The organism is Pseudomonas sp. URMO17WK12:I7 (assembly GCF_003269045.1).
GTDB classification, from domain to species: domain Bacteria; phylum Pseudomonadota; class Gammaproteobacteria; order Pseudomonadales; family Pseudomonadaceae; genus Aquipseudomonas; species Aquipseudomonas putida_J.
The window spans coordinates 116,491-141,012 of sequence record NZ_QLTL01000010.1; the positions used below are offsets into that span (position 1 = coordinate 116,491).

The 24,522-nt window shown below is 64.0% G+C and carries 22 protein-coding genes; 11 read left to right on the forward strand and 11 right to left on the reverse strand.

Annotated elements, in window-relative coordinates; all coding sequences use genetic code 11:
* The first annotated feature begins 182 nt into the window (after positions 1-182).
* From H040_RS15395 to H040_RS15410, 4 genes are read left to right on the forward strand one after another with little or no spacing between them, the layout of a single operon-like run.
* A complete protein-coding gene (locus H040_RS15395) occupies positions 183-1,241 on the forward strand; it encodes a putative 2-aminoethylphosphonate ABC transporter ATP-binding protein (RefSeq protein WP_027920942.1) in 1,059 nt (352 codons plus the stop codon).
* 1 nt (position 1,242) lies between these two features.
* A complete protein-coding gene (locus tag H040_RS15400; RefSeq protein WP_027920943.1) occupies positions 1,243-2,967 on the forward strand; it encodes a putative 2-aminoethylphosphonate ABC transporter permease subunit in 1,725 nt (574 codons plus the stop codon).
* Positions 2,968-2,997: 30 nt separating this feature from the next.
* Positions 2,998-4,023 carry a putative 2-aminoethylphosphonate ABC transporter substrate-binding protein gene (locus tag H040_RS15405; protein WP_027920944.1) on the forward strand — a complete coding sequence of 342 codons (1,026 nt, stop codon included), beginning with the start codon at positions 2,998-3,000 and terminating at the stop codon, positions 4,021-4,023.
* A gap of 17 nt (positions 4,024-4,040) precedes the next feature.
* On the forward strand, positions 4,041-4,589 hold the full coding sequence (locus H040_RS15410) for a phosphonate degradation HD-domain oxygenase (RefSeq protein ID WP_027920945.1): 549 nt from the start codon (positions 4,041-4,043) through the stop codon (positions 4,587-4,589).
* Positions 4,590-4,711: 122 nt separating this feature from the next.
* Here H040_RS15410 and H040_RS15415 read toward each other — a convergent pair whose 3' ends face one another.
* A complete protein-coding gene (locus H040_RS15415; protein ID WP_027920946.1) occupies positions 4,712-6,076 on the reverse strand; it encodes a GTPase/DUF3482 domain-containing protein in 1,365 nt (454 codons plus the stop codon).
* Positions 6,069-7,460 (reverse strand): DUF2868 domain-containing protein, encoded by a 1,392-nt coding sequence (locus H040_RS15420; protein ID WP_027920947.1) that lies wholly within the window; start codon positions 7,458-7,460, stop codon positions 6,069-6,071. Before H040_RS15420 ends, H040_RS15415 begins: the two co-directional genes overlap by 8 nt.
* Before the next feature lie 54 nt (positions 7,461-7,514).
* Here H040_RS15420 and H040_RS15425 point away from each other — a divergent pair, with 54 nt between their 5' ends.
* Complete coding sequence (locus H040_RS15425) at positions 7,515-8,030, forward strand: dihydrofolate reductase (protein WP_027920948.1); 516 nt, start codon at positions 7,515-7,517, stop codon at positions 8,028-8,030.
* 121 nt (positions 8,031-8,151) lie between these two features.
* Here H040_RS15425 and H040_RS15430 read toward each other — a convergent pair whose 3' ends face one another.
* On the reverse strand, positions 8,152-9,543 hold the full coding sequence (locus H040_RS15430) for an L-cystine transporter (RefSeq protein ID WP_027920949.1): 1,392 nt from the start codon (positions 9,541-9,543) through the stop codon (positions 8,152-8,154).
* Positions 9,544-9,785: 242 nt separating this feature from the next.
* Between H040_RS15430 and H040_RS15435 the strand changes: the two genes are divergently transcribed.
* Positions 9,786-10,841 (forward strand): phosphorylcholine phosphatase, encoded by a 1,056-nt coding sequence (locus tag H040_RS15435; protein WP_027920950.1) that lies wholly within the window; start codon positions 9,786-9,788, stop codon positions 10,839-10,841.
* A 175-nt stretch (positions 10,842-11,016) separates the two neighbouring features.
* Here the strand turns inward: H040_RS15435 and ilvD are convergent, their stop codons facing one another.
* Positions 11,017-12,858: a dihydroxy-acid dehydratase gene (gene ilvD, locus H040_RS15440; protein ID WP_027920951.1), complete on the reverse strand. Its 1,842-nt coding sequence runs from the start codon at positions 12,856-12,858 to the stop codon at positions 11,017-11,019.
* A gap of 479 nt (positions 12,859-13,337) precedes the next feature.
* Between ilvD and H040_RS15445 the strand changes: the two genes are divergently transcribed.
* Entirely contained in the window at positions 13,338-14,012 is a 675-nt protein-coding gene (locus H040_RS15445; protein ID WP_256208144.1) for a magnesium transporter, read from the forward strand.
* A 38-nt stretch (positions 14,013-14,050) separates the two neighbouring features.
* Here H040_RS15445 and H040_RS15450 read toward each other — a convergent pair whose 3' ends face one another.
* Entirely contained in the window at positions 14,051-15,247 is a 1,197-nt protein-coding gene (locus tag H040_RS15450; RefSeq protein WP_027920952.1) for a class I SAM-dependent rRNA methyltransferase, read from the reverse strand.
* Between the two features lie 298 nt (positions 15,248-15,545).
* On the opposite strand from H040_RS15450, the gene H040_RS15455 reads away from it, so the two are divergent.
* Complete coding sequence (locus H040_RS15455; RefSeq protein WP_177326728.1) at positions 15,546-16,364, forward strand: HDOD domain-containing protein; 819 nt, start codon at positions 15,546-15,548, stop codon at positions 16,362-16,364.
* Between the two features lie 3 nt (positions 16,365-16,367).
* Positions 16,368-17,180 carry a bifunctional DNA-formamidopyrimidine glycosylase/DNA-(apurinic or apyrimidinic site) lyase gene (gene mutM, locus H040_RS15460; protein WP_027920954.1) on the forward strand — a complete coding sequence of 271 codons (813 nt, stop codon included), beginning with the start codon at positions 16,368-16,370 and terminating at the stop codon, positions 17,178-17,180.
* A gap of 117 nt (positions 17,181-17,297) precedes the next feature.
* Here the strand turns inward: mutM and H040_RS15465 are convergent, their stop codons facing one another.
* The 5 genes from H040_RS15465 to H040_RS15485 all read right to left on the reverse strand — a co-directional run bounded on the left by H040_RS15465 (position 17,298) and on the right by H040_RS15485 (position 21,780).
* Complete coding sequence (locus H040_RS15465) at positions 17,298-17,549, reverse strand: YfhL family 4Fe-4S dicluster ferredoxin (protein WP_008095804.1); 252 nt, start codon at positions 17,547-17,549, stop codon at positions 17,298-17,300.
* 108 nt (positions 17,550-17,657) lie between these two features.
* Complete coding sequence (gene coaD, locus H040_RS15470) at positions 17,658-18,137, reverse strand: pantetheine-phosphate adenylyltransferase (protein ID WP_027920955.1); 480 nt, start codon at positions 18,135-18,137, stop codon at positions 17,658-17,660.
* Between the two features lie 111 nt (positions 18,138-18,248).
* Positions 18,249-19,847 carry a GMC family oxidoreductase gene (locus H040_RS15475; RefSeq protein WP_027920956.1) on the reverse strand — a complete coding sequence of 533 codons (1,599 nt, stop codon included), beginning with the start codon at positions 19,845-19,847 and terminating at the stop codon, positions 18,249-18,251.
* A 17-nt stretch (positions 19,848-19,864) separates the two neighbouring features.
* Positions 19,865-20,350: a hypothetical protein gene (locus H040_RS15480; RefSeq protein WP_027920957.1), complete on the reverse strand. Its 486-nt coding sequence runs from the start codon at positions 20,348-20,350 to the stop codon at positions 19,865-19,867.
* Positions 20,350-21,780, reverse strand: coding sequence for a coniferyl aldehyde dehydrogenase (locus H040_RS15485; RefSeq protein ID WP_027920958.1), 1,431 nt, complete (start codon positions 21,778-21,780; stop codon positions 20,350-20,352). The genes H040_RS15480 and H040_RS15485 overlap by 1 nt, the downstream gene beginning before the upstream one ends.
* A 152-nt stretch (positions 21,781-21,932) precedes the next feature.
* On the opposite strand from H040_RS15485, the gene H040_RS15490 reads away from it, so the two are divergent.
* Complete coding sequence (locus H040_RS15490) at positions 21,933-22,598, forward strand: TetR/AcrR family transcriptional regulator (protein WP_027920959.1); 666 nt, start codon at positions 21,933-21,935, stop codon at positions 22,596-22,598.
* 34 nt (positions 22,599-22,632) lie between these two features.
* Positions 22,633-23,487, forward strand: coding sequence for a sulfurtransferase (locus H040_RS15495; protein ID WP_027920960.1), 855 nt, complete (start codon positions 22,633-22,635; stop codon positions 23,485-23,487).
* Here the strand turns inward: H040_RS15495 and H040_RS15500 are convergent, their stop codons facing one another.
* Positions 23,488-24,480 carry a hydrolase gene (locus H040_RS15500; protein ID WP_027920961.1) on the reverse strand — a complete coding sequence of 331 codons (993 nt, stop codon included), beginning with the start codon at positions 24,478-24,480 and terminating at the stop codon, positions 23,488-23,490.
* Between the last annotated feature and the right edge of the window lie 42 nt (positions 24,481-24,522).

Consider the following 24,522-nt stretch of genomic DNA (forward strand, 5'->3'; position numbering starts at 1 on the left):
AGCGGTACTGCGCAGGCTTCAAGCACTAGAGAGATCCTGTGGGAGCGGGTTTACCCGCGAATAGGCCCTCGCGGCCACTACCAAATCTGCCTATACCACTATCAGCGGCTTTTGCCCAAAAGCCACAGAACCTTCGCACAGCCTTCCTAGCATGGCCCTCACTTGTTCGATGAGGCCTTGCCATGAACCACGCCACCCCGGGCGCACAGATGAAAGTGCGCGGTATCCACAAACGTTTCGGTGCCTTCACGGCGCTGAACAATGTGTCCCTGGACATCGCCGCCGGTGAGCTGGTGTGCCTGCTTGGCCCGTCCGGTTGCGGCAAGACCACCCTGCTGCGCTGCATCGCAGGCCTTGAGCGCCAGGACCGTGGCACGCTGTACATCGGTGAGCGCGACATCTCCGAACTGCCACCCCAGGCCCGGGACTACGGAATCCTGTTCCAGTCCTACGCACTGTTCCCCAACCTTAGCGTTGAAGCCAACATTGCTTACGGCCTGACCGGCAGCAGCCGCGACGAGAGCCGCCAGCGCGTGGCGGAAATGCTTGAGCTGGTTGGCCTGTCCGGTAGCGAAAAGAAGTATCCCGGCCAGCTGTCCGGCGGCCAGCAACAGCGTGTGGCCCTGGCCCGTGCGCTGGCGCCGTCGCCGTCGCTGCTGCTGCTCGACGAACCGATGTCAGCACTGGATGCCCGCGTGCGTGAGCACTTGTGTACCGAGCTGCGCCAGCTGCAGCGCCAGCTGGGTATCACCACGTTGATGGTCACCCACAACCAGGACGAAGCCATGCTCATGGCTGACCGCATCGCGGTGATGAACAACGGCCAGGTCGAGCAATACGCGACCCCGCAGGAAATCTACGACCAGCCAGCCACGCCGTTCGTCGCCGAATTCGTCGGCCAAGGCAACTGGCTGCCGTTCCAGCGCAGTAGCGAGAGCCACGCCCAGGTCGGCGCCATGAGCATGCGCCTGGCAACCAACGCGGGTAGTGCCCGCAGTGGTCGACTGTTCTGCCGCCCAGAGGCAATCACCGTGAACCCGGTGGTGCATGAGGAGAACCTGTTCCCGGCCAAGGTCCGCGAAATCACCTTCCTTGGCAACCGCTGCCGCATGAGCTTCGAGCTCGAGGCGCTGCCGGGCCATGCCCTGCTCGCCGAACTTGCGCCCGAAGCCATGCCGCCTCTGGGCTCGCAGGACATCTGGGTGGCGCTGCCACCGCAGAGCCTGCAGGTGTTTGCCTGAGATGGCCGCGCCAATGTCTTTACCGCTGACCCCGACCAAGGATGCGCGACGCGGTGACGTCGCCCTGGGTGACCGCCTGTTCGTTGTCGGTGGCAAGAGCCTGCTGCTGATTCTTCTGCTGCTGGCCGTGGTGATGCCACTGCTGGCCATTTTCTGGAAAGGCTTCAGCGCTGAAGCCGGCCAGGGCGGTGGCGTATTGGCTGCCCGCGAACTGTTCGCCAGCGAAAACTTTCACTGGCTGCTCGGCAACAGCCTGTCGGTGGCCTTTACCGTGGCGGCGATCGTGGTGCCGTTGGCCTACCTCTTCGCCTACGCCTTGCAGCGCACGCTGATCCCGGCCAAGGGCCTGTGGCGCGGCATCTCGCTGCTGCCGTTGCTGGCGCCGTCGATGCTACCGGCGATTGCCCTGGTCTATCTTTTCGGCAACCAAGGCCTGTTGCGCAGCCTGCTCAGCCACAATATTTATGGCTTCTGGGGCATTGTCCTGGGCGAGGCCATCTACACCTTCCCCCATGCGTTGATGATCCTGCTCTCGGCTTTGTCGCTGGCCGACGCGCGGCTGTTCGACGCGGCGTCGAGCATGGGGGCCGGGCCGTGGCGGGCATTTCTCAGCATCACTTGGCCAGCCACGCGTCAGGCGGTGTTCGCCGCGTTTTGCCTGGTATTCACCTTGACCATCACCGATTTCGGCGTGCCGGTCGTGGTGGGCGGCGATTATCAGGTGCTGGCGCTGGAGGCCTACAAGGCGGTTGTCGGCCAGCAGCAGTTCGGCCGTGGCGCGTTGATCGGCATGGTATTGCTGCTGCCGGCGCTGTTCAGCTTCGGCGTCGATGCCTGGCTGCGTCGGCGCCAGGGCGAGGCGATGAGCGGCCGAGCCCAGGTGTTCGAGCCCAAGCCGTCGCGCTGCCGTGATGCCTGTTTCCTGGCCATCGTGCTGCTGGTCTGCGCAGCCCTGCTGGTGGTAATCGGCATGGCAGTGTACTCGTCGCTGGTCACGTTCTGGCCGTACAACCTGACCCTGTCGTTCAAGCATTACCAGTTCGAGGACACCGCCGGTGGCGGCTGGCTGGCCTACCGCAACAGTGTGACCATGGCCCTGTGCACCGCACTGATCGGCAGCATCGTGATCTTCACTGGCGCCTACCTGATGGAGAAAACCCAAGGTCAGCGCCTGCTCAACCAGGCTCTGCGTCTGCTCAGCTTCATCCCCATGGCGGTACCGGGTTTGGTGCTAGGGCTGGGCTACGTGTTCTTCTTCAACCTCAGCGGCAACCCGCTGCACGTGTTCTATGGCGGCATGGCGCTGCTGGTGCTGTGCACCATCGCCCACTACCTGACCACCGCGCAGATGACCGCCGCCACCGCGCTGCGCCAGCTCGACGGCGAGTTCGAGGCCGCCGCGTTGTCGCTCAAGGCGCCGCTGTACAAGCACTTCGTGCGGGTCACCGTGCCGATCTGCCTGCCGGCGCTGCTGGACATCATCCGCTACCTGTTCGTCTCGGCGATGACCACCGTGTCGGCGGCGATCTTCCTCTACAGCCCCGACACCCTCCTCGCCGCGGTCGCCGTGCTGAACATGGACGATGCTGGCAACGTCGGCGGTGCTGCCGCCATGTCGACCCTGATCCTGCTGACCAGCGCCGCCGCATCGCTGCTGCTGGCCGCGGCTTCCCGCGGCCTGCTGCGCCGCTCCCAGGCCTGGCGCCAGCGCGCGCCCGGCCAATGACTGCCTGCCCCCACTGATAGGAAACGCATCATGTTCAAGCCCCTTGCACTTGCCGCTGCCGTATCCGCCGTCTTCAGCCTGCAGGCTTCGGCCGCAGCCACACAGCTGACTGTGTACACCGCGCTGGAAGCCGAGCAGCTCAAGAGTTACAAGCAGGCCTTCGAAAAGGCCAACCCGGACATCGAGATCAAGTGGGTGCGTGATTCCACTGGCATCATCACCGCCAAGCTGCTGGCAGAGAAGGAGCGCCCACAGGCCGACGCGGTCTGGGGCCTGGCCGCTTCCAGCCTGGCCATTCTCGACCACAACGGCATGCTCGAAGCCTACGCGCCGAAAGACCTGGGCAAGATCTCGGCGAACTACCGCGATGCGGCCAACCCGCCAGCCTGGGTCGGCATGGACGTGTGGGCCGCGACCATCTGCTTCAACACTGTCGAAGCCGAAAAGCAGGGCCTGACTAAACCCGTGAGCTGGCAGGACCTGACCAAGCCTGAGTACAAAGGCAAGATCGTCATGCCCAACCCGGCCTCGTCCGGCACCGGTTTCCTTGACGTCAGCGCCTGGCTGCAGACCTTCGGCGAGCCTCAAGGCTGGGCCTACATGGATGCTTTGCACCAGAACATCGGCCAATATGTTCACTCCGGCTCCAAGCCGTGCAAGCTGGCGGCGGCGGGCGAGTTTCCGATCGGTATTTCGTTCGAGTACCCGGCCGTGCAGCTCAAGCGCCAAGGCGCGCCGCTGGATATCGTGCTGCCGAAGGAAGGCTTGGGCTGGGAGATCGAAGCAACTGCCGTGATCAAAGGCTCGCCCAAGGCTGACGCGGCCAAGCGCCTGGCTGATTTCTCGGCAAGCCCGGCGGCCATGGAGCTGTACAAGGACAACTTTGCCGTACTGGCCGCGCCAGGTATCGCCAAGCCACAGACCGAGCTGCCGGCCGACTATGAACAGCGCCTGATCAAGAACGACTTTGCCTGGGCCTCGAAGAACCGCGACGAGATCCTCACCGAATGGCGCAAGCGCTATGACGGCAAGTCGGAGAAAGTGGCGCAACAATAAGCCCAGGAGTGAAGCCCATGCCTACGCCATCCCAGATCATCGACAGGCTGTTCAGTTTGTATGAGCAGCATGGCAGCGACGACTACATCGGCGAAGCCATCAACCAGCTCGAACACATGTCCCAGGCTGCGCAGCTGGCCATGGCTGAAGGCTTCGATGATGAAGTGGTGCTGGCGGCGTTCTTCCATGACATCGGCCACCTGTGCGGCGGTGACGCCAGCATGGGCGGCTATGGCGTGGTCAGCCATGAGCGCATCGGTGCGCAATACCTGCGTCGTTGTGGCTTTGGCGAGCGCATGGCGCGGCTGGTGCAATACCACGTGGAGGCCAAGCGTTACCTGACCTTGCGCGAGCCTGGGTATTACCAGCGGCTGAGCGAGGCGAGCCGGCGGACGCTGGAGTATCAGGGGGGCGTGATGAGCGCAGCCGAGGCGGATACATTCGAGCAGGATCCGCTGTTCGAGGTGAGCTTGCGGATGCGGGAGTGGGACGAGATGGCCAAGGAGGTCGGGGTGCCGGTGATGGATCTGGCGCTGCTCAAGCAGAAGGCTCTGGCTTTGCTTTGAAGTTGCCTGCTCCGGCCTCTTCGCGGGTAAACCCGCTCCCACAAAGGGACCGCACACTTTTCGAAAGTTGTGCAGTCCCTTTGTGGGAGCGGGCTTGCCCGCGAAGGGCAAGACCTGCTGAATCAGATCTGTGAAACGAGCGCCTCCAGCTGTTCCTGGCGCTCGGCCTGATTGAGCTTCGCCCCAGGGTTGAGGGTCGACCACTGCGGATGCGCCCGTGCCTTGATCAACGCCTCTGGCAGCTTGCCCTCACGCCAGGCCTTTTCATCCACTTCACCCAGCCGTATGCGGTCTTGCGCCGCATGCCCACGGCTATCCAGCGCTACCATCAAGTGCTGCTGACGCAACGCCAGCAGCCGCAGCACTGTGTCATCCACCGTCAGTTCGCGTTGCCCCTTCAGCTTGCCCATCAGCCTTGACCCATAGTTGCGCGCCGTCTGCAGCGCACCACCTGCAATGGCACCTGCCAGCGCTGCTGCGCCGAGGGTCAGGCCGCCAACCAGCAAGTCAACCCCGGCACCGGCAGCAGCCCCGGCCGCCACGCCGCTGCCCAGGCGCACACCCAGCAGTTTCAGAGTCTCGGGGTTGAAAAGATCATCACCCCAACGGCCATCCAGCAACGGCAAATCACCGGCATTGGCATCCTCCCGTCGGAAGGCATACAGCTTGAGCAATGCTTCTACGCAACGCTGTTCACGCTGGCGCACATCCTGGCGCAGTGCCTCGATGGCGCGCGCCTCGGCTACCGGCTCAGCCTCGACACTGCGGCGGCAGGCCGCGCAGTCGAGCAGCAGCTCGGCGATCAGCCGCTTGCCGCTTTGCTGGCGCGCCAGGCGCTGTGCCTGCTGGTCGTCGATCAGCCGTTGCAGGGCTGGTCGGGCGTCTTCCAACAGCAGTGCCAGGCTCTCGTACAGCCGGCGTTCGCCATCTTCTGGCGGGGCGACGCTATCGAACCGCACCAGTGCGTGAAGCCCAAGCCGGGCAAGGGCTTCACGCCATTCCGGCTCACGGTGCTGGCTGCTGGCGACAAAGTTGAGCACCGGCAACAACGGCTTGCCGCAGCTGGCCAGCACTTCCAGTTCGTCGCGGTACTTGGCCAGCACCGGCTCGCGGGCGTCAATGACATAAAGGCCAGCATTGCTCGCTAGCAACTGGCGCAGCACCTTGGCTTCCTGCTCGTAGCGCTGGCGCGCCTCGCTGCCCTGCAGGAAGCGTTCGAGGCGGGCTGGGCCGTCCAGGCGTTCACCGGGGCGTTCCAGGCGCTCGAGGTAGTCGAGCAAGGCGATGGCATCTTCCAGGCCGGGCGTGTCGTAGAGCTCGAGCAGCGGTTCGCCATCCACCGACAGCCGTGCGCCTTCGACGTGGCGGGTGGTGCTGGGGCGGTGTGAGACCTCGCCAAAGCCGACGTCACGGGTGAGCGTGCGCAGCAGCGAGGTCTTGCCGACGTTGGTGTGGCCAACCACGGCCAGTTTCAGCGGCTCAGTCATGGCCATGCTCCAGCCAGGTCAGGGGCGAGGTGTCGGCATGGGGCAGGCCGAGGCGGTCAAGGGCGTCGTGCCAGTCACCCAGGCGCTGGGCGTCCAGGGCTTGGCCGGGCGCTGCCTGAAGCAGCCAGATGCGTGTGGCGCCAGCATGGCGTGCCAGCTCTGCGAGCAGCGCCAGGCTGCCGCGGTCGGGCGAGCGGCGTGGGTCGCAGGCGATGGCCAGGCGCGCTGGCGGGAAACGGCTGAGCTGTTCGAGCAGCTTGTTGCGTGATTCGCGGTTGTCGAGCACGCCAGCGTCGGTCACGGCCTTGGGCAGGGCGGGCGGCCAAGGGTGCTGGTGGTCCAGCTCCAGGCCCACCAGCAGGGCGCCGCTACTGGTGCTTTCCAACTGGCCAGCCTCGAATTGTGGCAGCGCATCGGGGGCAGCATCCTGCACGCCGATGCGCTCGCTGCGGGGCATCAGGGCGTCGCGCAGCTGCGCGTAGCCGGGCAGGCTGAGGTCAAGCGTCAGCCGCTCACGGCCCTGGCGCCAGCGCCACAGGCACAGCCCGGCCAGCAGCAGGCGCGGCAGCAGGCCGTACACCAACACCACACCGAGCAGCCAGCTGGCCCAAGCCTGGCGGGCGATATCCAGGGCGGGGAGGGTGTCGCCGCTGGCGCGGATCATGGCCTCGTCCGGTACGGCGAAACCAAGCAGCGAGGGCAGTGCGCCGAGGGCTTGGGTCAGGTGAATGAACGGGTCGGCGGCAAGCAGCGTGGTTTCCCAGACGAAGCCGTACCGGCGGGTAGCCAGCAAGGTCAGGAGCATGACCAGGGCGGCGAGCATCGCCAGTAGCCACAGCCCGTGTACTAGGGCACCCAGCAGCCAGCGGTTCAGGCGCTGGCGTTGCAGTAGCACCAACAGCGCTGGCGCCAGGTGCGCGGCCTTGGCATCGCGGGCAAAGCGTTCACTCAACCACAGCCACAGGCGACCGAGGCTCGCGCCGTGCTCGCCGCTCAAGGCAAAACCCACGGCCCAGCCCAGCAGCATCAGCAGGTTCAGCCCGAGCAGGCTGCCCAGGGCCCAGAACACGTTGACCGGGCGTTGCCCGTCGCCCAGGGCGGCGAAGGCCAGGCCTGCGCCGCTGAAAATGGCCAGCAGCATCAAGGCCAGCAGCGCCAGGCGGGCGCCCTGCTGCCAGTGGCGCAAGGCCGTGGTCATGCCATCGCGTTCGGCCAGCCACAGCGCACGGGTTTCGATGCGCGCCGCCAGGTCACCGCCCTGCTGGCGGGCGTGGCGGTTGGCCTCCTGGTCTTCCAGCAGGCCGGCATGTTCTTCGCGCAGGCGTACCGCTTCGGTGAGCCAGCGCTTGTCCAGTGGAGTCGGTGCAGTCACAGGGTCTTCCATTGCGTGGTTCAGGGCAGAAGCATAACCCACACGCCCGGTGCTATCCTCGCTGGCATGAATACATCACTCCCCCTCAGCCTGATCGCGGCTCACGCCGAGAACCGCGTGATCGGCATCGACAACTCCATGCCCTGGCACCTGCCGGGGGATTTCAAGTACTTCAAGGCCACCACCCTGGGCAAGCCGATCATCATGGGGCGCAAGACCTGGGATTCACTGGGCCGGCCGTTGCCGGGGCGGCTGAATATCGTGGTCAGCCGGCAGCCAGGGTTGCAACTGGTGGGCGCCGAAGTGTTCAGTTCGCTTGAAGCAGCGGTGACGCGGGCCGAGCAATGGGCGCGGGAGCAGGGCGTTGGTGAGCTGATGCTGATTGGCGGGGCGCAGCTGTATGGGCAGGCGCTGGAGAAGGGGCTGGTGAGCCGGATGTACCTGACGCGGGTCGAGCTATCGCCGCAGGGTGATGCCTGGTTCCCGGCGTTCGATGAGGGCCAGTGGAAGTTGCTGTCGAGCGAGGCGCAGGCTGAAGAAGGCAAGCCGGCTTACCACTTCGAGGTTTGGGACAAAGTTTGAGAATGCTGGGGCTGCCTTGCAGCCCGTTCGTGACGCAAGGCCGCTTCTACAGGGATACGCGTTTGCCTTCTAGGAGCGGCCTTGTGTCGCGAAAGGGGCGCAAGGCGCCCCCGGCGATTTGTCAGCTATGGCTCAGCTCGGCATGCTCATCGCCGCCCAGCACTTCCTTGTCGGTCTCTTTCAGCAACTGGCTGGTCACCACGCCCGCGGTCATCGAACCGTTCACGTTCAACGCCGTGCGGCCCATGTCGATCAGCGGCTCAACCGAGATCAACAGTGCCACCAACTCGACCGGCAGGCCCATGGCCGGCAGCACGATCAGCGCGGCGAAGGTCGCACCGCCACCCACACCGGCAACCCCCGCCGAACTCAGCGTCACGATCGCCACCAGGGTCGCTATCCAGAGCGGGTCGAAGGTATCGATGCCCACCGCAGGCGCCACCATCACGGCCAACATGGCGGGATAGAGCCCGGCGCAGCCGTTCTGGCCAATCGTGGTGCCGAACGATGCACTGAAGCTGGCAATCGACTGCGGCACGCCCAGGCGGCGGGTTTGCGCTTCGATGTTCAGCGGGATGCTGGCGGCGCTGGAGCGGCTGGTGAAGGCAAAGGTCAGCACCGGCCAGACCTTGCGGAAGAAGCGCAGCGGGCTCACGCCGGTAGCGGCGAGGATGATCCCGTGGACCACGAACATCAGCGCCAGGCCCAGGTACGACACCACCACGAAACTGCCGAGCTTGAGGATGTCCTCCATGTTCGAGCTGGCCACCACTTTGGTCATCAATGCCAGCACGCCATAAGGCGTGAGCTTCATGACCACGCGTACCAGGCGCATCACCCAGGCCTGCAGGGTATCGATGGCCGACAGGGCGCGCTCGCCCTTCTCGGCGTCGTCCTTGATCAGTTGCAGCGCAGCCAGGCCAACGAACACGGCGAAGATCACCACGCTGATGATCGAGGTCGGCTTGGCCCGGGCCAGGTCGCCGACCGGGTTGCTCGGGATGAACGACAGCAGCAACTGCGGGATATTCAGGTCGGCGACCTTGCCGACGTAGTCGCTGTGGATAACCTGCATCCGCGCGCTTTCCTGGGCGCCGGCCACCAGGCCTTCGGCGCTAAGGCCGAACAGGTTGGTCAGGACAATGCCGATCAGCGCGGCGATGGCGGTGGTCAGCAGCAGCGTGCCAATGCTCAGCACGCTGATGCGGCCCAGCGACGAGGCGTTGTGCAGGCGGGCCACGGCGCTGAGGATCGAGGCGAAGATCAGCGGCATGACGATCATCTGCAGCAGCCCGACGTAGCCGTTTCCGACCAGGTCGAGCCAGCTGATGGTGGCCTTGAGTACCGGGTGGCCAGCGCCGTAAATGGTGTGCAAGACCAGGCCGAACGCCACGCCCAGTGCCAGGCCCAGCAGTACTTTCTTGGCCAGGCTCCAGTTGGTGCGGCGGGTTTGCGCCAGGCCCAGCAGCAAGGCCAGGAACGCCAGCAGGTTGAGAGACAACGGCAGGTTCATTGAAGCTCCAGGAAAAAGCAGAAGAGGCATCGCCTCTGGTGAGCGATTGCGAACGGAAATGCTAACAGCCTGAAAACAAACGAATTTATACCCAAAAGTAATTTGCTTAGTCGCTAATGGAATAACAACTTGTCGCGGATAGCAATGAACAAGGCGTTTAGAGTTGCATGCGGGTCGTTGTGAGGGCCTTTAAGGCGGGAATGTTGCACTAGCGTTTCCAGGTCATTTCAGGAGATCCGCACATGAAATTCGCTCCGAAAGCCCTCGCCCTTGGCTTGTCGCTGTTGTTCAGTGTCGAAAGCTTCGCTACCGAGCTCAAGCACTGGCCCGCCGATGCGGCCAGGCAGCTCGACGCCATGATTGCCGCCAATGCCCACAAAGGTAACTACGCGGTGTTCGACATGGACAACACCAGCTACCGCTACGACCTCGAAGAAGCGCTGCTGCCGTTCATGGAAAACAAAGGGCTGTTGACCCGTGACAAGCTCGACCCGTCGCTCAAGCTGATCCCGTTCAAGGACACTGCTGCGCACAAGGAAAGCCTGTTCAGCTACTACTACCGGCTGTGCGAGATCGACGACATGGTCTGCTACCCGTGGGTGGCACAGGTGTTTGCCGGTTTTACGCTCAAGGAGCTGAAGGCTCAGGTCGATGAGCTGATGGCCTCTGCCAAGCCAATCCCCAGCACCTATTTCGAAGGTGACCAGGTCAAGTCCATCGAGGTGCAGCCGCCGAAGGTCTTCACTGGCCAGGCGGAGCTGTACAACAAGCTGATGGAGAACGGTATCGAGGTCTACGTGATCTCGGCGGCCTCGGAAGAGTTGGTGCGCATGGTCGCTTCCGATCCCAAGTACGGTTACAACGTCAAACCGCAGAACGTGATTGGCGTCAGCCTGTTGCTCAAGGATCGCGCCAATGGCCAGCTGACCACGGCGCGCAAGCAGATCGCTGCCGGGCACTATGACGCCAAGGCCAACGAAGGACTTGAGCTGACGCCTTACCTGTGGACCCCAGCCACTTGGATGGCGGGCAAGCAGGCGGCGATCCTCACCTACATCGATGAATGGAAGAAACCGGTGCTGGTGGGCGGTGATACACCGACCAGTGATGGCTACATGCAGTTTCATGGGGTGGATGTGAGCAAGGGCGGCATCCACCTGTGGATAAACCGCAAGGCCAAGTACATGGACCAGTTGAACGGGATGATCGCGAAGCATGCGGCGGCCCAGGCCAAGGAAGGGTTGCCGGTGACCGCAGACAAGAACTGGGTGATCGTGACGCCGGAGCAGATCCAGTAAGTATTGTGATATTTGCACCGGCCTCTTCGCGGGTAAACCCGCTCCCACAGGTCATGCACAGATGCTGAAATCTGTGCAGAACTTGTGGGAGCGGGTTTACCCGCGAAGAGGCCGGTACAGGCATAAAAAAAACCGGCGCTCAAGGCGCCGGTTTTGCTTTCACTCCGTCAGAGCCTCACAGCCCTTCGAGCATTGCCTTGTTACGCACAGCACCCTTGTCGGCACTGGTCGCCAGCAGGGCGTAGGCCTTCAGCGCGGTGGTCACCTTGCGCGGACGTACTTCAACCGGCTTCCAGCCTTTCTTGTCCTGCTCGATGCGGCGGTGAGCCAGCTCTTCGTCGCTGACCAACAGGTTGATCGAACGGTTCGGGATGTCGATCAGCACTTTGTCGCCGTCGCGCACCAGGCCGATGGCACCGCCAGCGGCTGCTTCAGGCGAGGCGTGGCCGATCGACAGGCCCGAGGTGCCGCCCGAGAAGCGACCATCGGTGAGCAGCGCACAAGCCTTGCCCAGGCCTTTGGACTTCAGGTACGAGGTCGGGTAGAGCATCTCTTGCATGCCCGGGCCGCCTTTCGGGCCTTCGTAACGGATGATCACGATGTCGCCGGCCTTCACTTCGTCGGCGAGGATGCCGCGCACGGCGCTGTCCTGGCTTTCGAAGATCTTCGCGGTGCCCTCGAACACGTGGATCGACTCGTCGACACCGGCGGTTTTCACCACGCAGCCGTCCAGGGCGATGTTGCCGTACAGCACAGCCAGGCCGCCTTCTTGCGAGTAGGCGTGCTCGAAGCTGCGGATACAGCCGTTTTCACGGTCGTCGTCGAGGGTTTCCCAGCGGGTCGACTGGCTGAACGCGGTTTGGGTCGGGATGCCGGCCGGGCCTGCCTTGAAGAAGGTGTGCACGGCCTCGTCATCGGTCTGGGTGATGTCCCACTTGGCGATGGCTTCTTCCATGCTGCGGCTGTGCACGGTCGGCAGGTCGGTGTGCAGCAGGCCACCACGGGCCAGCGAACCGAGGATGCTGAAGATGCCGCCAGCGCGGTGCACGTCTTCCATGTGGTACTTCTGGATGTTCGGCGCCACCTTGCACAGCTGCGGCACCTTGCGTGACAGGCGGTCGATGTCGCGCAGGTCGAACTCGACTTCACCTTCCTGGGCTGCCGCCAGCAGGTGCAGGATGGTGTTGGTGGAGCCGCCCATGGCGATGTCGAGCATCATGGCGTTCTCGAACGCCTTGAAGTTGGCGATGCTGCGCGGCAGCACCGACTCGTCGTTCTCCTGGTAATAGCGCTTGCACAGCTCGACGATGGTGCGGCCAGCGGTGAGGAACAGTTGCTCGCGGTCGGCGTGGGTGGCCAGGGTCGAACCGTTGCCCGGCAGGGCGAGGCCCAAGGCTTCGGTCAGGCAGTTCATCGAGTTGGCGGTGAACATGCCGGAGCACGAACCGCAGGTCGGGCAGGCGCTGCGCTCGTACTCGGCGACCTTCTCGTCGGAGGCCGTGGAGTCGGCGGCGATGACCATGGCGTCGACCAGGTCCAGGCCGTGGCTGGCCAGCTTGGTCTTGCCGGCTTCCATCGGGCCGCCGGAAACGAAGATCACCGGGATGTTCAGGCGCAGGGCGGCCATCAGCATGCCGGGGGTGATCTTGTCGCAGTTGGAGATGCAGACGATGGCGTCGGCGCAGTGGGCGTTGACCATGTACTCGACGGCGTCGGCAATGATTTCGCGGCTGGGCAGCGAGTACAGCATGCCGTCGTGGCCCATGGCGATGCCGTCATCGACCGCGATGGTGTTGAATTCCTTGGCCACGCCACCGGCGCGTTCGATCTCGCGGGCGACCAGCTGGCCCAGGTCCTTCAGGTGCACGTGGCCCGGGACGAACTGGGTGAACGAGTTGGCGATGGCGATGATCGGTTTCTTGAAGTCTTCATCCTTCATCCCGGTGGCGCGCCACAGGGCGCGGGCGCCGGCCATGTTGCGGCCTTGGGTGGAAGTCTTGGAACGATAATCAGGCATGAAACACTCCTGGCGGCTTAATCAGGTCACAAATAGGGGAGTGAGCTTCTCTTGTCCTTTGCGCCACAGGCCGGTTGCCACTGGCACGGATGGGGCCGAAGACCGCGCGGGATCGCCGCGTGCTTGGCCAGAGCTCATAAACCCGCCGGGGATGACTGGCGATGAATAGGCCGATTCTACACCGCTGGCGCGGCGAGGGAATGAAGATGTGCCTGGACGGTGGTTTGAGAGTGATTCCCGGCTGCTTGTAGGACGCCTCTGAAACGCTGCCTGCGTGGCAGACCCTGCCAATCGCGCTGGTTATCATCCTCCGCGCCGCATGTGCGGCTTCACGAGAAATCACCTCAATGGACCTTCCCAGTTTCAGTTCACCGCGAACTTGTAAATTGGCACTGAGCGCGTTGTCGCCAGGGCTTGCGAAGGCTTGAACCCCTGAGTTCGAGGTTTGCGGGTGCCTGCGTCGGCGCCTGGAGACCTGTATGTACTCTGTCTGCGCAAACTGCATTCGCTGTAAAGAACCACTCTCGCATGACCAGGCCAGCGAAGCGCTGGACAAGCTTCGCCAGGAGGCGACCGAAGACTTCCACAAAGGCGCATCGATCACCAATCACGTCGGCAACCTGCGCACTGCCACTGTCGGTCTGCTTTACCGCAAGCGAGTGCTGTGGCTGGTGCTGCTGGTGTTCGGCAACCTGTTTTCCGGCGCCGGCATCGCCGCCTTTGAAGAGACCATCGCCGCGCATATCGTGCTGGTGTTCTTCCTGCCTCTGTTGGTGGACAGCGGGGGGAATGCCGGGGCGCAGTCGGCCACCTTGATGGTGCGGGCGCTGGCGACGGGAGAGGTGGTCATGCGTGACTGGATGCGCATGCTGGGCCGCGAATGCGGGGTGGCGTTGGCGCTCGGCGGCACCATGGCCCTGGCGGTGGCATCGCTGGGAGCATTGCGAGGTGGCGCGGACGTTGCCTTGATCGTAGCCAGTAGCATGCTGGTGATCGTGTTGGTCGGCAGCCTGATCGGCATGAGCCTGCCGTTCCTGTTCACACGCCTGAAGCTCGACCCGGCGACTGCCAGTGGTCCGCTGGTGACTTCGATCGCCGATGCGGCGGGGGTGCTGGTGTACTTCGGGATCGCGTCGCAGGTGCTGGAAATCTGATACCGGTCTGGGGCGCATTGCGCCCCAGACCGCGCGGGTCAGCTGTTTGGCAGCAACCGGCAGGTGATGCTCTTGATGTAGCGGGTTTCGGCAATGGCCGGGTGCACGGGGTGGTCCGGGCCTTGGCCGCCGCGCTCCAGCAATTGCAAGTTGCGGTCCAGGTGGCGGGCGCTGGTCAGCAGGATATTGTTCAAGTCGTCCTCGGGCAGGTGCATCGAGCACGAGGCGCTGACCAGGATGCCGTCCTTGTTGAGCATGCGCATGGCCTGTTCGTTGAGACGGCGATAAGCCGCTTCGCCGTTTTTCAGGTCCTTCTTGCGCTTGATGAACGCGGGTGGGTCGGCAATGATCACGTCGAAGCGCTCTTCGGCGGCCTTGAGCTCGCGCAGGGCCTCGAACACGTCGCCTTCGATGCAGGTCAGCTTCTCGCTGATGCCGTTTAGCGCAGCGTTACGCTCGACGCCATCCAGGGCAAAGCCCGACGCATCGACGCAGAACACTTCACTGGCGCCGAATGCGCCGGCCTGCACGCCCCAGCCACCGATGTAGCTGAACAGGTCGAGCACGCGCTTGCCTTTGACGTAGGGGGCCAGGCGCGCGCGGTTCATGCGGTGGTCGTAGAACCAGCCAGTCTTCTGGCCTTCGCGTACCGGGGCTTCGAACTTGACGCCGTTCTCTTCCAGCGGGACCCAGTCGGGCACTTCGCCATAAACGGTTTCGACGTAGCGCTGCAGGCCTTCGGCGTCGCGGGCGGCGGAGTCGTTCTTGAACAGGATGCCGCTGGGCTTGAGCACCTGAATCAGTGCTGCAATCACGTCATCCTTGTGCGCTTCCATGGTGGCCGAGGCCAGCTGCACCACGAGGATGTCGAAGAAGCGGTCGACCACCAGGCCCGGCAGCAGGTCGGAATCGCCGTACACCAGGCGGTAGCACGGCTTGTCGAACAGGCGCTCGCGCAGGGACAGGGCCACGTTCAGGCGGTGCACCAGCAACGACTTGTCCAACGGCAGCTTGATGTCACGCGACAGCAGGCGAGCGCAGATCAGGTTGTTCGGGCTCAGTGCGACGATGCCCAGCGGCTTGCCGTTGGCAGCCTCGAGTACTGCCTGCTGGCCGGCCTGGAAGCCTTGCAGCGGGGTCGCGGAGACGTCGACTTCGTTGCTGTAGACCCACAGGTGGCCGGCGCGCAGGCGGCGGTCGGCATTGGCTTTGAGGCGAAGGCTGGGCAGGGACATGACGTCGCTCCGGGAAAAAAGAGCGGGATTATAGCCTGTTGGCTGCCTGCGCGTCCCTTGTAGGAGCGGCCTTGCGTCGCGAAAGGGGCGCCTAGCGGCCCCAGGTTTGCAGCTTCGCAGCAGAAATCGCCGGGGCCGCTATGCGGCCCTTTCGCGACGCAAGGCCGCCCCACAGGGATTCAGTGGTTGGTCGCCTGGCGCGTAAGGGGGGTAGAATTCCCCGGTCCTTCACGAGTGTGCACGCATGTCCCAAGAACTCAGCGCCGAACAGATCCAGCAAGCCTTGCAAGGCATCACCATTCCGCCGCAACCGCAGATCATGGTCGACCTGCAGTTCGAGCAGTACATGCCCGACCCGGACCTGGATACCATCGCCAAGCTGATTTCCCAGGACCCTGGCCTGGCCGGAGCCTTGCTCAAGCTGGTCAACTCGCCGCATTTCGGCCTGGCGAACAAGATCGGCTCGATCCAGCGCGCGGTGAACCTGCTGGGCAGCCGTTCGATCATCAATCTGATCAACGCGCAGTCGATCAAGGGCGAGATGAGTGACGAGACCATCGTCACCCTCAACCGCTTCTGGGACACCGCTCAGGATGTGGCCATGACTTGCCTGACCCTGGCCAAGCGCACAGGTATCCAGGCTGCTGACGAAGCCTACACGCTCGGCCTGTTCCACGACTGCGGCGTGCCGCTGATGCTCAAGCGCTTCCCCGACTACATGCAGGTGCTGGAAGATGCGTACGCCAAGGCCGGTGAGGAAACACGCGTGGTCGATACCGAGAACCGCGCCTTCAACACCAACCATTCTGTGGTTGGCTACTTCACGGCCAAGTCGTGGCGCCTGCCGGAGCACATCAGCGCGGCCATCGCCAATCACCATAATGCCCTGGCAATCTTCCGCGAGGACTCGTCGCGCAATACCCAGAGCCAGTTGAAGAACCTGCTGGCCGTACTGAAGATGGCAGAGCACATCTGCGCCTCGTACCGTGTGCTGGGCAACCAGAGCGTCGACCACGAGTGGCGTGTGGTCGGCCCACTTGTACTGGACTATATCGGCTTGTCGGATTACGACTTCGAGAACCTGAAACAGAACATTCGCGAGCTGGGTGGGCACTGATCGATGCCGGAATTACCTGAAGTCGAAACCACACGGCGCGGAATAGCGCCGCACCTGGAAGGCCAACGCGTCAGCCGTGTGGTGGTGCGTGACCGGCGCCTGCGCTGGCCAATCCCCGAAGACCTTGACGTGCGCCTGTCCGGGCAGCGCATCGTCAGCGTCGAGCGGCGGGCCAAGTACCTGTTGATCAACGCCGAGGTCGGTACCTTGATCAGTCATCTGGGCATGTCGGGCAACCTGCGCCTGGTGGAGCTGGGCTTGCCAGCGGCCAAGCACGAACACGTCGACATCGAGCTGGAATCGGGGCTGATGCTGCGTTACACCGACCCGCGGCGGTTCGGCGCCATGCTCTGGAGCCTCGACCCGTTCAACCATGAACTGCTGTTGCGTCTGGGGCCGGAGCCGCTGACCGACCTGTTCGACGGTGAGCGGTTGTTCCAGCTGTCGCGTGGGCGCTCGATGGCGGTCAAGCCTTTCATCATGGACAACGCGGTGGTAGTAGGGGTGGGCAACATCTACGCGACCGAGGCGCTGTTCGCCGCCGGAATCGACCCACGCCGCGAGGCGGGCGGGATTTCCCGGGCGCGTTATCTGAAACTGGCGAGCGAGATCAAACGGGTACTGGCGGCGGCCATCGAGCAGGGCGGGACGACCTTGCGCGATTTCATCGGCGGCGACGGGCAGCCGGGGTACTTCCAGCAGGAATTGTTCGTCTACGGGCGGGGCGGGCAGCCGTGCAAGCTGTGTGGCACGGCCCTGCGCGAGGTGAAGCTAGGGCAGCGGGCGAGCGTGTTCTGCCCGCGCTGCCAGCGCTGAGGCCTGGGGGCTGCTAGGCGGCCCATTCGCGGGTGAACCCGCTCCCACAAAGACTGCATCGTACCTGTGGGAGCGGGTTCACCCGCGAACAAGGGCGAAGCCCTTGCCAGGCGGCGCTCAGGCCTTGCCGGTGATACGGCGGTACTTGGCCATCAGCTCGTCTTCGGTTTCCGGATGTGCTTCATCCAGCGGGATGCAGTCGACCGGGCAGACCTGCTGACACTGCGGCTCGTCGTAGTGACCCACGCACTGGGTGCACAGGTTCGGGTCGATCACGTAGATCTCTTCGCCTTGGGAGATGGCCTCGTTCGGGCACTCGGGTTCGCAGACGTCGCAGTTGATGCAATCGTCGGTGATGATCAGGGACATGGGGACTCCGGCCGGGGCGCATCGCCCGGGCATGTTCAACGCTTTGGGCACAATTGTGCCGCATTCGCGCCCGCAGTGCACGCGGGCGCGATGATCAGGTGCGCAAGGTTACTTCTTGAAGCGCTCGGTGAGCGCCTCGGCCACCACGGGGTGGACGAACTTGGTGATATCTCCGCCCAAAGCGGCTATTTCCCGCACCAGCGTCGAGGAAATGAACGAATAACGTTCCGAAGGCGTCAGGAACAGGCTCTCGACGTCGGGCGCCAACTGCCGGTTCATGTTCGCCAGCTGGAACTCGTATTCGAAGTCCGACACCGCGCGCAGGCCGCGCAGGAACACGTTCGCACCCTGTTCCTTGGCGAAGTGCGCCAACAGCGAGGAGAAGCCGATGACTTCGACATTGGGCAGGTGCTTGGTGACCTCACGGGCCAGCTCGACCCGTTGTTCCAGTGGGAACAGGGGGTTTTTCTTCGGGCTGGCCGCCACCGCGATGATCACGTGGTCGAACAGGCGCGAAGCGCGCTCGACCAGGTCACCATGGCCTTTGGTAATGGGGTCGAAAGTACCCGGGTACAACACTCGGTTCATCGCGTCATCCTGGCTGGAGTGCGTTGGGGAGTCGGATGGTAGCGCAGCGATTGCGCCCGGCCAAGTCATGCGGCCGGCTGATGGCACTATAGACAGGGCGCGTATTTGTTGTCATGCACTCTGTGCCAGGCGGGTGGCCAAGGCGTCGCTGAGCATGGCGCAGATGGCATAGACCGACAACTGCGGGTTGGCGCCGATGCTGGTGGGGAACAGCGAACCGTCATGAATCGACAGGTTTTCCAGCTGATGGTGGCGGCCCAGGCTGTCGCATACCGCCTGGCGTGGGTCCTCCCCCATTGCGCAGCCGCCCATGACATGGGCGCTACCCAGGCGGGTGCGAAACGGCTCCAGGCGCAAGGCGTCAATCATGCGTCGGGCCTCATCAAGGCTGGCTGCGGCACTGGCATCACTGTGCACCGGGGTAACCTGCGCGGCGCCTGCAGCGAACTGGATTTGCGCCATGCTGTGGAAGGCGCGGCGCAGGCCTTCGCGCAGGTAGTCGGTTACCGGGTAATCCAGCACCGGCGAGCCGTCCCCGCGCAGCTCCACCGCGCCACCCGTGCTTTCGGGGTGAAAACCGTCTCGCAGCAATGCCAGCATCACGTGGGTGTGGGGGAGTTCTGCCATGCGCCTGGCATTTTCGCTGCCGTAGCCGCCGAGCAGGGTGCTGGCCAGGGCGGGATGCAAGGGGGGCACTTCCAGCTTGTAGCCCACTGGCCCATCGACACCGTCTTGCCACTGGAAGTGGTCGCTGTAGATCGATTGGGGAGCGCCGTAGTACGGGTCGATGCGTGTGTCGAATCGTGCTGTGCTGAAGTTGACCAGGTGCAGAAAGGTCCGTTTGCCCAGGCGGCCGTGCGGGTCGGGTGCTTTGGAGCGCAGCAGCAAGGCCGGGCTGTTGATACCGCCACCGGCCAAGATGTAGTGGCGGGCGCGCACGCTGATCTGCCGGCCAGTGGGGTGTACCCCTTGAGCATCCAGCGCCTGGCACTGCAACCGGGCGATACGTTCGCCATTGTGTTCAAAGCGTTCGGCACGTGCGAGGTAGAGCAGCTCTCCGCCATTTTCCAGGGTCGCCGGAATGCGTGTGACCAGCATCGATTGTTTGGCGTTGACCGGGCAGCCCATGCCGCAGTAGCCAAGGTTCCAGCAGCCACGCACGTTGCGCGGGATCACCGCCCAGCGATAGCCGAGCTGTTCACAGCCTCGCCGCAGAGCGTCGTTGTTGGCATTCGCTGGCAGCGCCCAGGGCGAGATGTCCAAGTCGTGCTCGATGCGCTCGAACCAGGGCTGCATTGCGTTCTCTCCCAGGCCCGTCACGCCATGCGCTGTGGCCCAGTGCGCCAGTGTTTGCGGGGGCGTGCGAAAGCTCGAGGTCCAGTTGATCAGCGTGGTCCCGCCGACTGCACGGCCCTGCAGAATGGTGATGGCGCCATCCTTGCTCATCCGCCCCAGGCCTTCCTGGTACAGGCTGGCGTAGGCCTCGCTCTCCAGCAGATGGAAGTCGCTGCTGGTCTTCAGCGGGCCTTCCTCGATCAGCAATACCTTGAAGCCTGCTGCGCTGAGCATCTGCGCGCTGGTGGCGCCACCGGCACCACTGCCGATCACGGCGATATCGGTCTCCAGCGTCAGGTCTTGCTCCAGGCGTGAGCCGTCATGGGTGATCCAGCCACGTTCGAGGCCTTGGCGAAACGGGTCGGTGACAGGCATTGAAGATGCTCTTGTTGTCAGGTCTTGGGTGGGCCGGGGTAGCCGCAGGCTGCCCAGGCTTGCGGGCACTCGTACCAGGCCATTTGCAGCAGTTGCAGCAGCGAGGCATGGCCCATGCGCAGCAGGTTGAGCGAACTGTCCTGCCAACGCTGCAGAAACGCCGTTACTTGGGCGCCGCTGGCGTGCTCCCAGCCGCCCCAGACCCCAGTCAGCGGGCCGCGGGTCAGCGGCAGGTTGAGCACATCGAACAATTGCCGAGTGAGCTTGAGCATTTCCGGGGACAGTGCTGCCAGCTTGTGGTCAAGGCTGTGCAGCACCAACTCGTCGCTCGCTGCAGTGCCGGCGAGCACCACCGGAATCAGCGCAAGCAGGGCTGGCAAGTCATCGTCACGCAGCACCTGAAAACTGGCTGCGGGCGTTTGCTTGCTGCAGCCGACCAGGCTGGCGGTACTGAGGAAAAGGCTGGCGCCCAGGCTGAAGCGCAGCAGGTCGCGGCGCTGCATCAGCGGATGAACAGCTTGTAGACCAGGCGCTGCAAGGCCTTGCCATAGGGCGGGTAGATCAGCCGTGCGGCATTCAGGCGTTGCTTGGCCAGCACTGCCTTGGCCTTGCTGAAGGTCTGGAAGCCCTCGTGGCCATGGTAATGGCCCATGCCGGAAGGGCCGACCCCGCCGAACGGCAAATCGTCCTGGGCCACGTGCAAGAGCGTATCGTTCAGGCACACGCCGCCGGAATGGCTGCGCTGCAGCACGTGCTGCTGCTCGCCACGGTCGTAGCCGAAGTAATACAGCGCCAAAGGGCGGGGGCGTTGATTGATGTACGCCAGGGCATCGTCGAGGTGGTCGTAAGGGACCAGCGGCAGCAACGGGCCGAAGATTTCGTCCTGCATGACCTGCATGCCGTCGTTGACCCCGGTCAGCAGGTGCGGTGGCAGGCGCCGGCCCTGGCGCGGCTCATCGGGGTACAGGTCGAGCACCTGGGCACCCTTGCCGCGGGCGTCGTCCAGCAGGTGCTGCAGGCGCTGCAACTGCCGTGGGTTGATGATGGCGCTGTAGTCGGGATTGTCGGCGATGCGTGGGTACATGCGCTTCACAGCGTTGCGGTAGGCGTCGGCGAAGTCGTTCAGGCGGTCACGTGGCACCAGCACGTAGTCGGGGGCGACGCAGGTCTGGCCGGCGTTGAGGGTCTTGCCGAAAGCGATGCGCTCGGCGGCGGTGCCCAGCGGTACGTTGGCCGAGACGACGGCGGGTGATTTGCCGCCCAGCTCAAGGGTCACCGGGGTCAGGTTCTGCGCGGCTGCCAGCATGACCTGACGGCCGATGCTGGTGGCGCCGGTGAACAGCAGGTGGTCGAAGGGCAGCTTGGCGAACGCCTGGCCAACCTCGACTTCGCCCAGTACCACGCTGACCAGGTCCTCGGGAAACACCCGTTCCAGCAAGGCTTTAAGCGCCAGCGCGCTGGCCGGGGTGGACTCGCTGAGCTTGAGCATGACCCGGTTGCCAGCAGCCAGGGCTCCGGTCAGCGGGCCAATGGCGAGAAACAGTGGGTAGTTCCATGGCACGATAATGCCTACCACGCCAAGCGGCTGGTACAGCACGCGGGCGTTCGCCGGCTGGAAGGCCAGGCCTACGCCACGCCGGGCCGGGCGCATCCAGCGCTGCAGGTGGCGCTCGGCATGGCGAATGCCTTGCATCGACGGCAGCAGTTCGGCCAACAGCGTCTCGTCGGCACTGCGGCCGCTGAAGTCGGCATCGATTGCTTCGATCAGCGCTTGCTGGTCCGCCAGCAACGCTTCGCGCAGGCTTTTCAGCCACTGCCGCCGCTGCGCCGCTGGCGGCATGGGGTTGCCGGCAAAGGCCTGGCGCTGAGCGGCGAACGTCGCTTCAAGGTCGGTGTCGGAATGCACAGGAGGCAAGGCGATGGGCGAGGTCACGGCGGTCTCTCGTCAGGGCTCGAAGTGCCTAGAGCCTATACTCTAACTTGTACCATGGTGCGACTTTTTTCACCGGGAGGAACGGTGCACCCGTGGGGTGATTCACCGTAAGATGGCTCCATTATCGAAAGCCCGCAGACTCGGAGCTGAGCATGGCCCCGCGCATGAAGACCCAAGAGCGCATCGTGCAGAACAGCCTGGAGCTGTTCAACCAGCAGGGCGAACGCAGCGTCAGTACCAACCACATCGCCGCGTACATGGAAATATCGCCCGGCAACCTGTACTACCACTTCCCCAACAAGCAGGCGATCATCGCCGTGCTGTTCAGCCAGTACGAAGCGCTGGTGGACAGCTTCCTGCGCCCGCCGCAGGGCCGCATGGCCACAGTCGAAGACAAGCGCTTCTACCTCAAGGCGCTGCTTGCGGCGATGTGGAATTACCGCTTCCTGCACCGTGACCTTGAACACCTGCTGGAAAGCGACCCGGAGCTGGCCGCACGCTACAGGCGCTTCTCCGAGCGCTGCCTGCGCCAGGGCCAGGCCATCTACCGCGGCTTCGTCGATGCCGGGATCCTGGCCATGGAAGCTGCGCAGATCGAGTCACTGACCATCAATGCCTGGATCGTTCTGACCTCGTGGGTGCGCTTTCTCAGCACTACGCGCGAACATTCCGCGCATCTGGGTGAAGAAGCCTTCAAGCGCGGCGTCTATCAGGTGCTGGTGCTGGAGCTCGGTTTCGTCACCCATAACGCCCGCAGCGCCGTGGACGCCCTGTGTCAGGAATTCCACGTTCCGTTCAATCAGGCTCTGGAACAGTAGCCAGGGCCTTCGTGCCATCGATCAGGAGATTGTCATGCCCCTTGCGCAATTGATCACCCCGCAACAGCTGGCCGAGCGTCTGGACTCGCCCAAGCTGGTGATCCTGGATTGTCGTTTTGCCCTGGAGGATGTGGATTACGGCCAACGCAGCTATGCCGAGGGGCACATCGCCGGTGCGCACTTTGCCGACCTGGAGCGCGACTTGAGTGGGCCTGTCAGCAAGGGCCGCACCGGCCGCCACCCGTTGCCCGACCCGCACCGGTTGGTCCAGCGCCTGCGCGAATGGGGCCTGGACGACGACAGCGAAGTGGTGCTCTATGACGATGGCCCCGGCGCTTTTGCCGCCAGGGCCTGGTGGCTGCTGGTCTGGCTGGGCAAGCGCAGTGACGTGGCGATCCTCGATGGTGGGCTCAAGGCCTGGCATGCGGCGCATCTGCCGCTGAGCCTGGATGCCCCTGCCAAGCGCGAGGGGACCTTCAGCGGTGAGCCGGACGCCAAGCTGTTGATCGACGCCGAGCACCTGGCCAAGCGCCTGGGCAGCCCTGACCTGACCCTGATCGATGCCCGTGCGTTGCCGCGCTTTCGCGGTGAGGTGGAGCCAATCGATCCGGTTGCCGGGCATATTCCGGGTGCCCAGTGCGCGGCCTTCAACGAAAACCTCGCAGCTGACGGTCGTTTCCTGGCGCCGGAGCAGCTCAAGCAGCGCTTTGCTGAAAAGCTGGCAGGGCGTTCGCCGGAGCAACTGGTGGCGTATTGCGGGTCAGGCGTGACGGCCTGCCATAACTTGTTTGCACTGGCGTTGGCAGGTTATCCACTGGGCAGGCTGTACGCCGGGTCGTGGAGCGAATGGATAAATGATCCCAAGCATGGCGTGGCGACTGGCGAGTAATCACTGACCGTCGAGCAGCCACTGCGGAATCCGCCGCTCCAGGTAGTAGCCCGGATTGCGCAGGCTGCCCTCGACAAACCCGACATGCCCACCCCGCTCATGCAATTCGAACTGCGTCTGCGGTGCCAGTTCACTGGCCGTGGGCAGGCTGTGGCCGAACACGAACGGGTCATCGGTGGAGTGGATGATCAGTGTCGGCGTACGATTTTCCCCCAGATAGAACCGGCTCGATGAGCGGCGATAATAATCGTGGGCATCGTTGAAGCCGTTGAGCGGTGCGGTCACCTTGCCGTCGAAATCCCAGAACGTCTTCATCCTGCCCAATGGCCCCAGCCGGTCGAGCGCGGCCAGCCCCTCGTGGTGCCCATGGTCGCGAAAGTGCCGTTGTTTCACCTGCACGTAGGCCATCATCTCGCGCATGAAATGCGCCTGGTACACCTTGGAAAAGCCCTGGCCGATGCGGTCGGCGCACTGGTCCAGGCGGAACGGTACCGAAACCGCCACGGCTGCTTGCAACTGGCTGGTTGAACCAGATTCCCCCAGGTACTTGAGCAATACATTACCGCCAAGTGAATAACCGACGGCATACAACGGCGCCGAAGGGCGTTGGGCGTGCAGGTGAGCGACCACCTCGGCGAGGTCTTCGCTGGCACCGGAATGGTAGCTGCGTGGCAGCAGGTTCGGCTCGCCCGAACAGCCGCGCCAGTTCACCGCCACGCTGGCCCAGCCGCGGGCTTGCAGCGATTGTTGCAAGCCTTTGACGTAGGGCGAATGGGATGAGCCGGTCAGGCCATGCAGCACCAGCACAAGCGGCGCATCCGGGCTATGTGGCCCATGCCAGTCGAGGTCGAGAAAATCACCATCGGCCAGCCACAGGCGTTCGCGGCGGCGTTCCAGCTCCGGCAGCTTGCGCCACAGTGGCCCCCACAGGGTCTGCAGGTGGGGGTTGGACAGGCCTATGGCCGGGCGGAACGTGGCGGAGAGACTGGGCATGCTGGGCGACTCGTGATGTGCCTGCTTAGAGTGCCATGAAAC

Excerpts from the sequence above, each read along its gene's own strand:
- H040_RS15395 (WP_027920942.1), top strand. The coding sequence starts at position 183 with ATGAACCACGCCACCCCGGGCGCACAGATGAAAGTGCGCGGTATCCAC.
- H040_RS15400 (WP_027920943.1), top strand. The coding sequence starts at position 1,243 with ATGGCCGCGCCAATGTCTTTACCGCTGACCCCGACCAAGGATGCGCGA.
- H040_RS15405 (WP_027920944.1), top strand. The coding sequence starts at position 2,998 with ATGTTCAAGCCCCTTGCACTTGCCGCTGCCGTATCCGCCGTCTTCAGC.
- H040_RS15410 (WP_027920945.1), top strand. The coding sequence starts at position 4,041 with ATGCCTACGCCATCCCAGATCATCGACAGGCTGTTCAGTTTGTATGAG.
- H040_RS15415 (WP_027920946.1), bottom strand. The coding sequence starts at position 6,076 with ATGACTGAGCCGCTGAAACTGGCCGTGGTTGGCCACACCAACGTCGGC.
- H040_RS15420 (WP_027920947.1), bottom strand. The coding sequence starts at position 7,460 with ATGGAAGACCCTGTGACTGCACCGACTCCACTGGACAAGCGCTGGCTC.
- H040_RS15425 (WP_027920948.1), top strand. The coding sequence starts at position 7,515 with ATGAATACATCACTCCCCCTCAGCCTGATCGCGGCTCACGCCGAGAAC.
- H040_RS15430 (WP_027920949.1), bottom strand. The coding sequence starts at position 9,543 with ATGAACCTGCCGTTGTCTCTCAACCTGCTGGCGTTCCTGGCCTTGCTG.
- H040_RS15435 (WP_027920950.1), top strand. The coding sequence starts at position 9,786 with ATGAAATTCGCTCCGAAAGCCCTCGCCCTTGGCTTGTCGCTGTTGTTC.
- ilvD (WP_027920951.1), bottom strand. The coding sequence starts at position 12,858 with ATGCCTGATTATCGTTCCAAGACTTCCACCCAAGGCCGCAACATGGCC.
- H040_RS15445 (WP_256208144.1), top strand. The coding sequence starts at position 13,338 with ATGTACTCTGTCTGCGCAAACTGCATTCGCTGTAAAGAACCACTCTCG.
- H040_RS15450 (WP_027920952.1), bottom strand. The coding sequence starts at position 15,247 with ATGTCCCTGCCCAGCCTTCGCCTCAAAGCCAATGCCGACCGCCGCCTG.
- mutM (WP_027920954.1), top strand. The coding sequence starts at position 16,368 with ATGCCGGAATTACCTGAAGTCGAAACCACACGGCGCGGAATAGCGCCG.
- H040_RS15465 (WP_008095804.1), bottom strand. The coding sequence starts at position 17,549 with ATGTCCCTGATCATCACCGACGATTGCATCAACTGCGACGTCTGCGAA.
- coaD (WP_027920955.1), bottom strand. The coding sequence starts at position 18,137 with ATGAACCGAGTGTTGTACCCGGGTACTTTCGACCCCATTACCAAAGGC.
- H040_RS15475 (WP_027920956.1), bottom strand. The coding sequence starts at position 19,847 with ATGCCTGTCACCGACCCGTTTCGCCAAGGCCTCGAACGTGGCTGGATC.
- H040_RS15480 (WP_027920957.1), bottom strand. The coding sequence starts at position 20,350 with ATGCAGCGCCGCGACCTGCTGCGCTTCAGCCTGGGCGCCAGCCTTTTC.
- H040_RS15490 (WP_027920959.1), top strand. The coding sequence starts at position 21,933 with ATGGCCCCGCGCATGAAGACCCAAGAGCGCATCGTGCAGAACAGCCTG.
- H040_RS15495 (WP_027920960.1), top strand. The coding sequence starts at position 22,633 with ATGCCCCTTGCGCAATTGATCACCCCGCAACAGCTGGCCGAGCGTCTG.
- H040_RS15500 (WP_027920961.1), bottom strand. The coding sequence starts at position 24,480 with ATGCCCAGTCTCTCCGCCACGTTCCGCCCGGCCATAGGCCTGTCCAAC.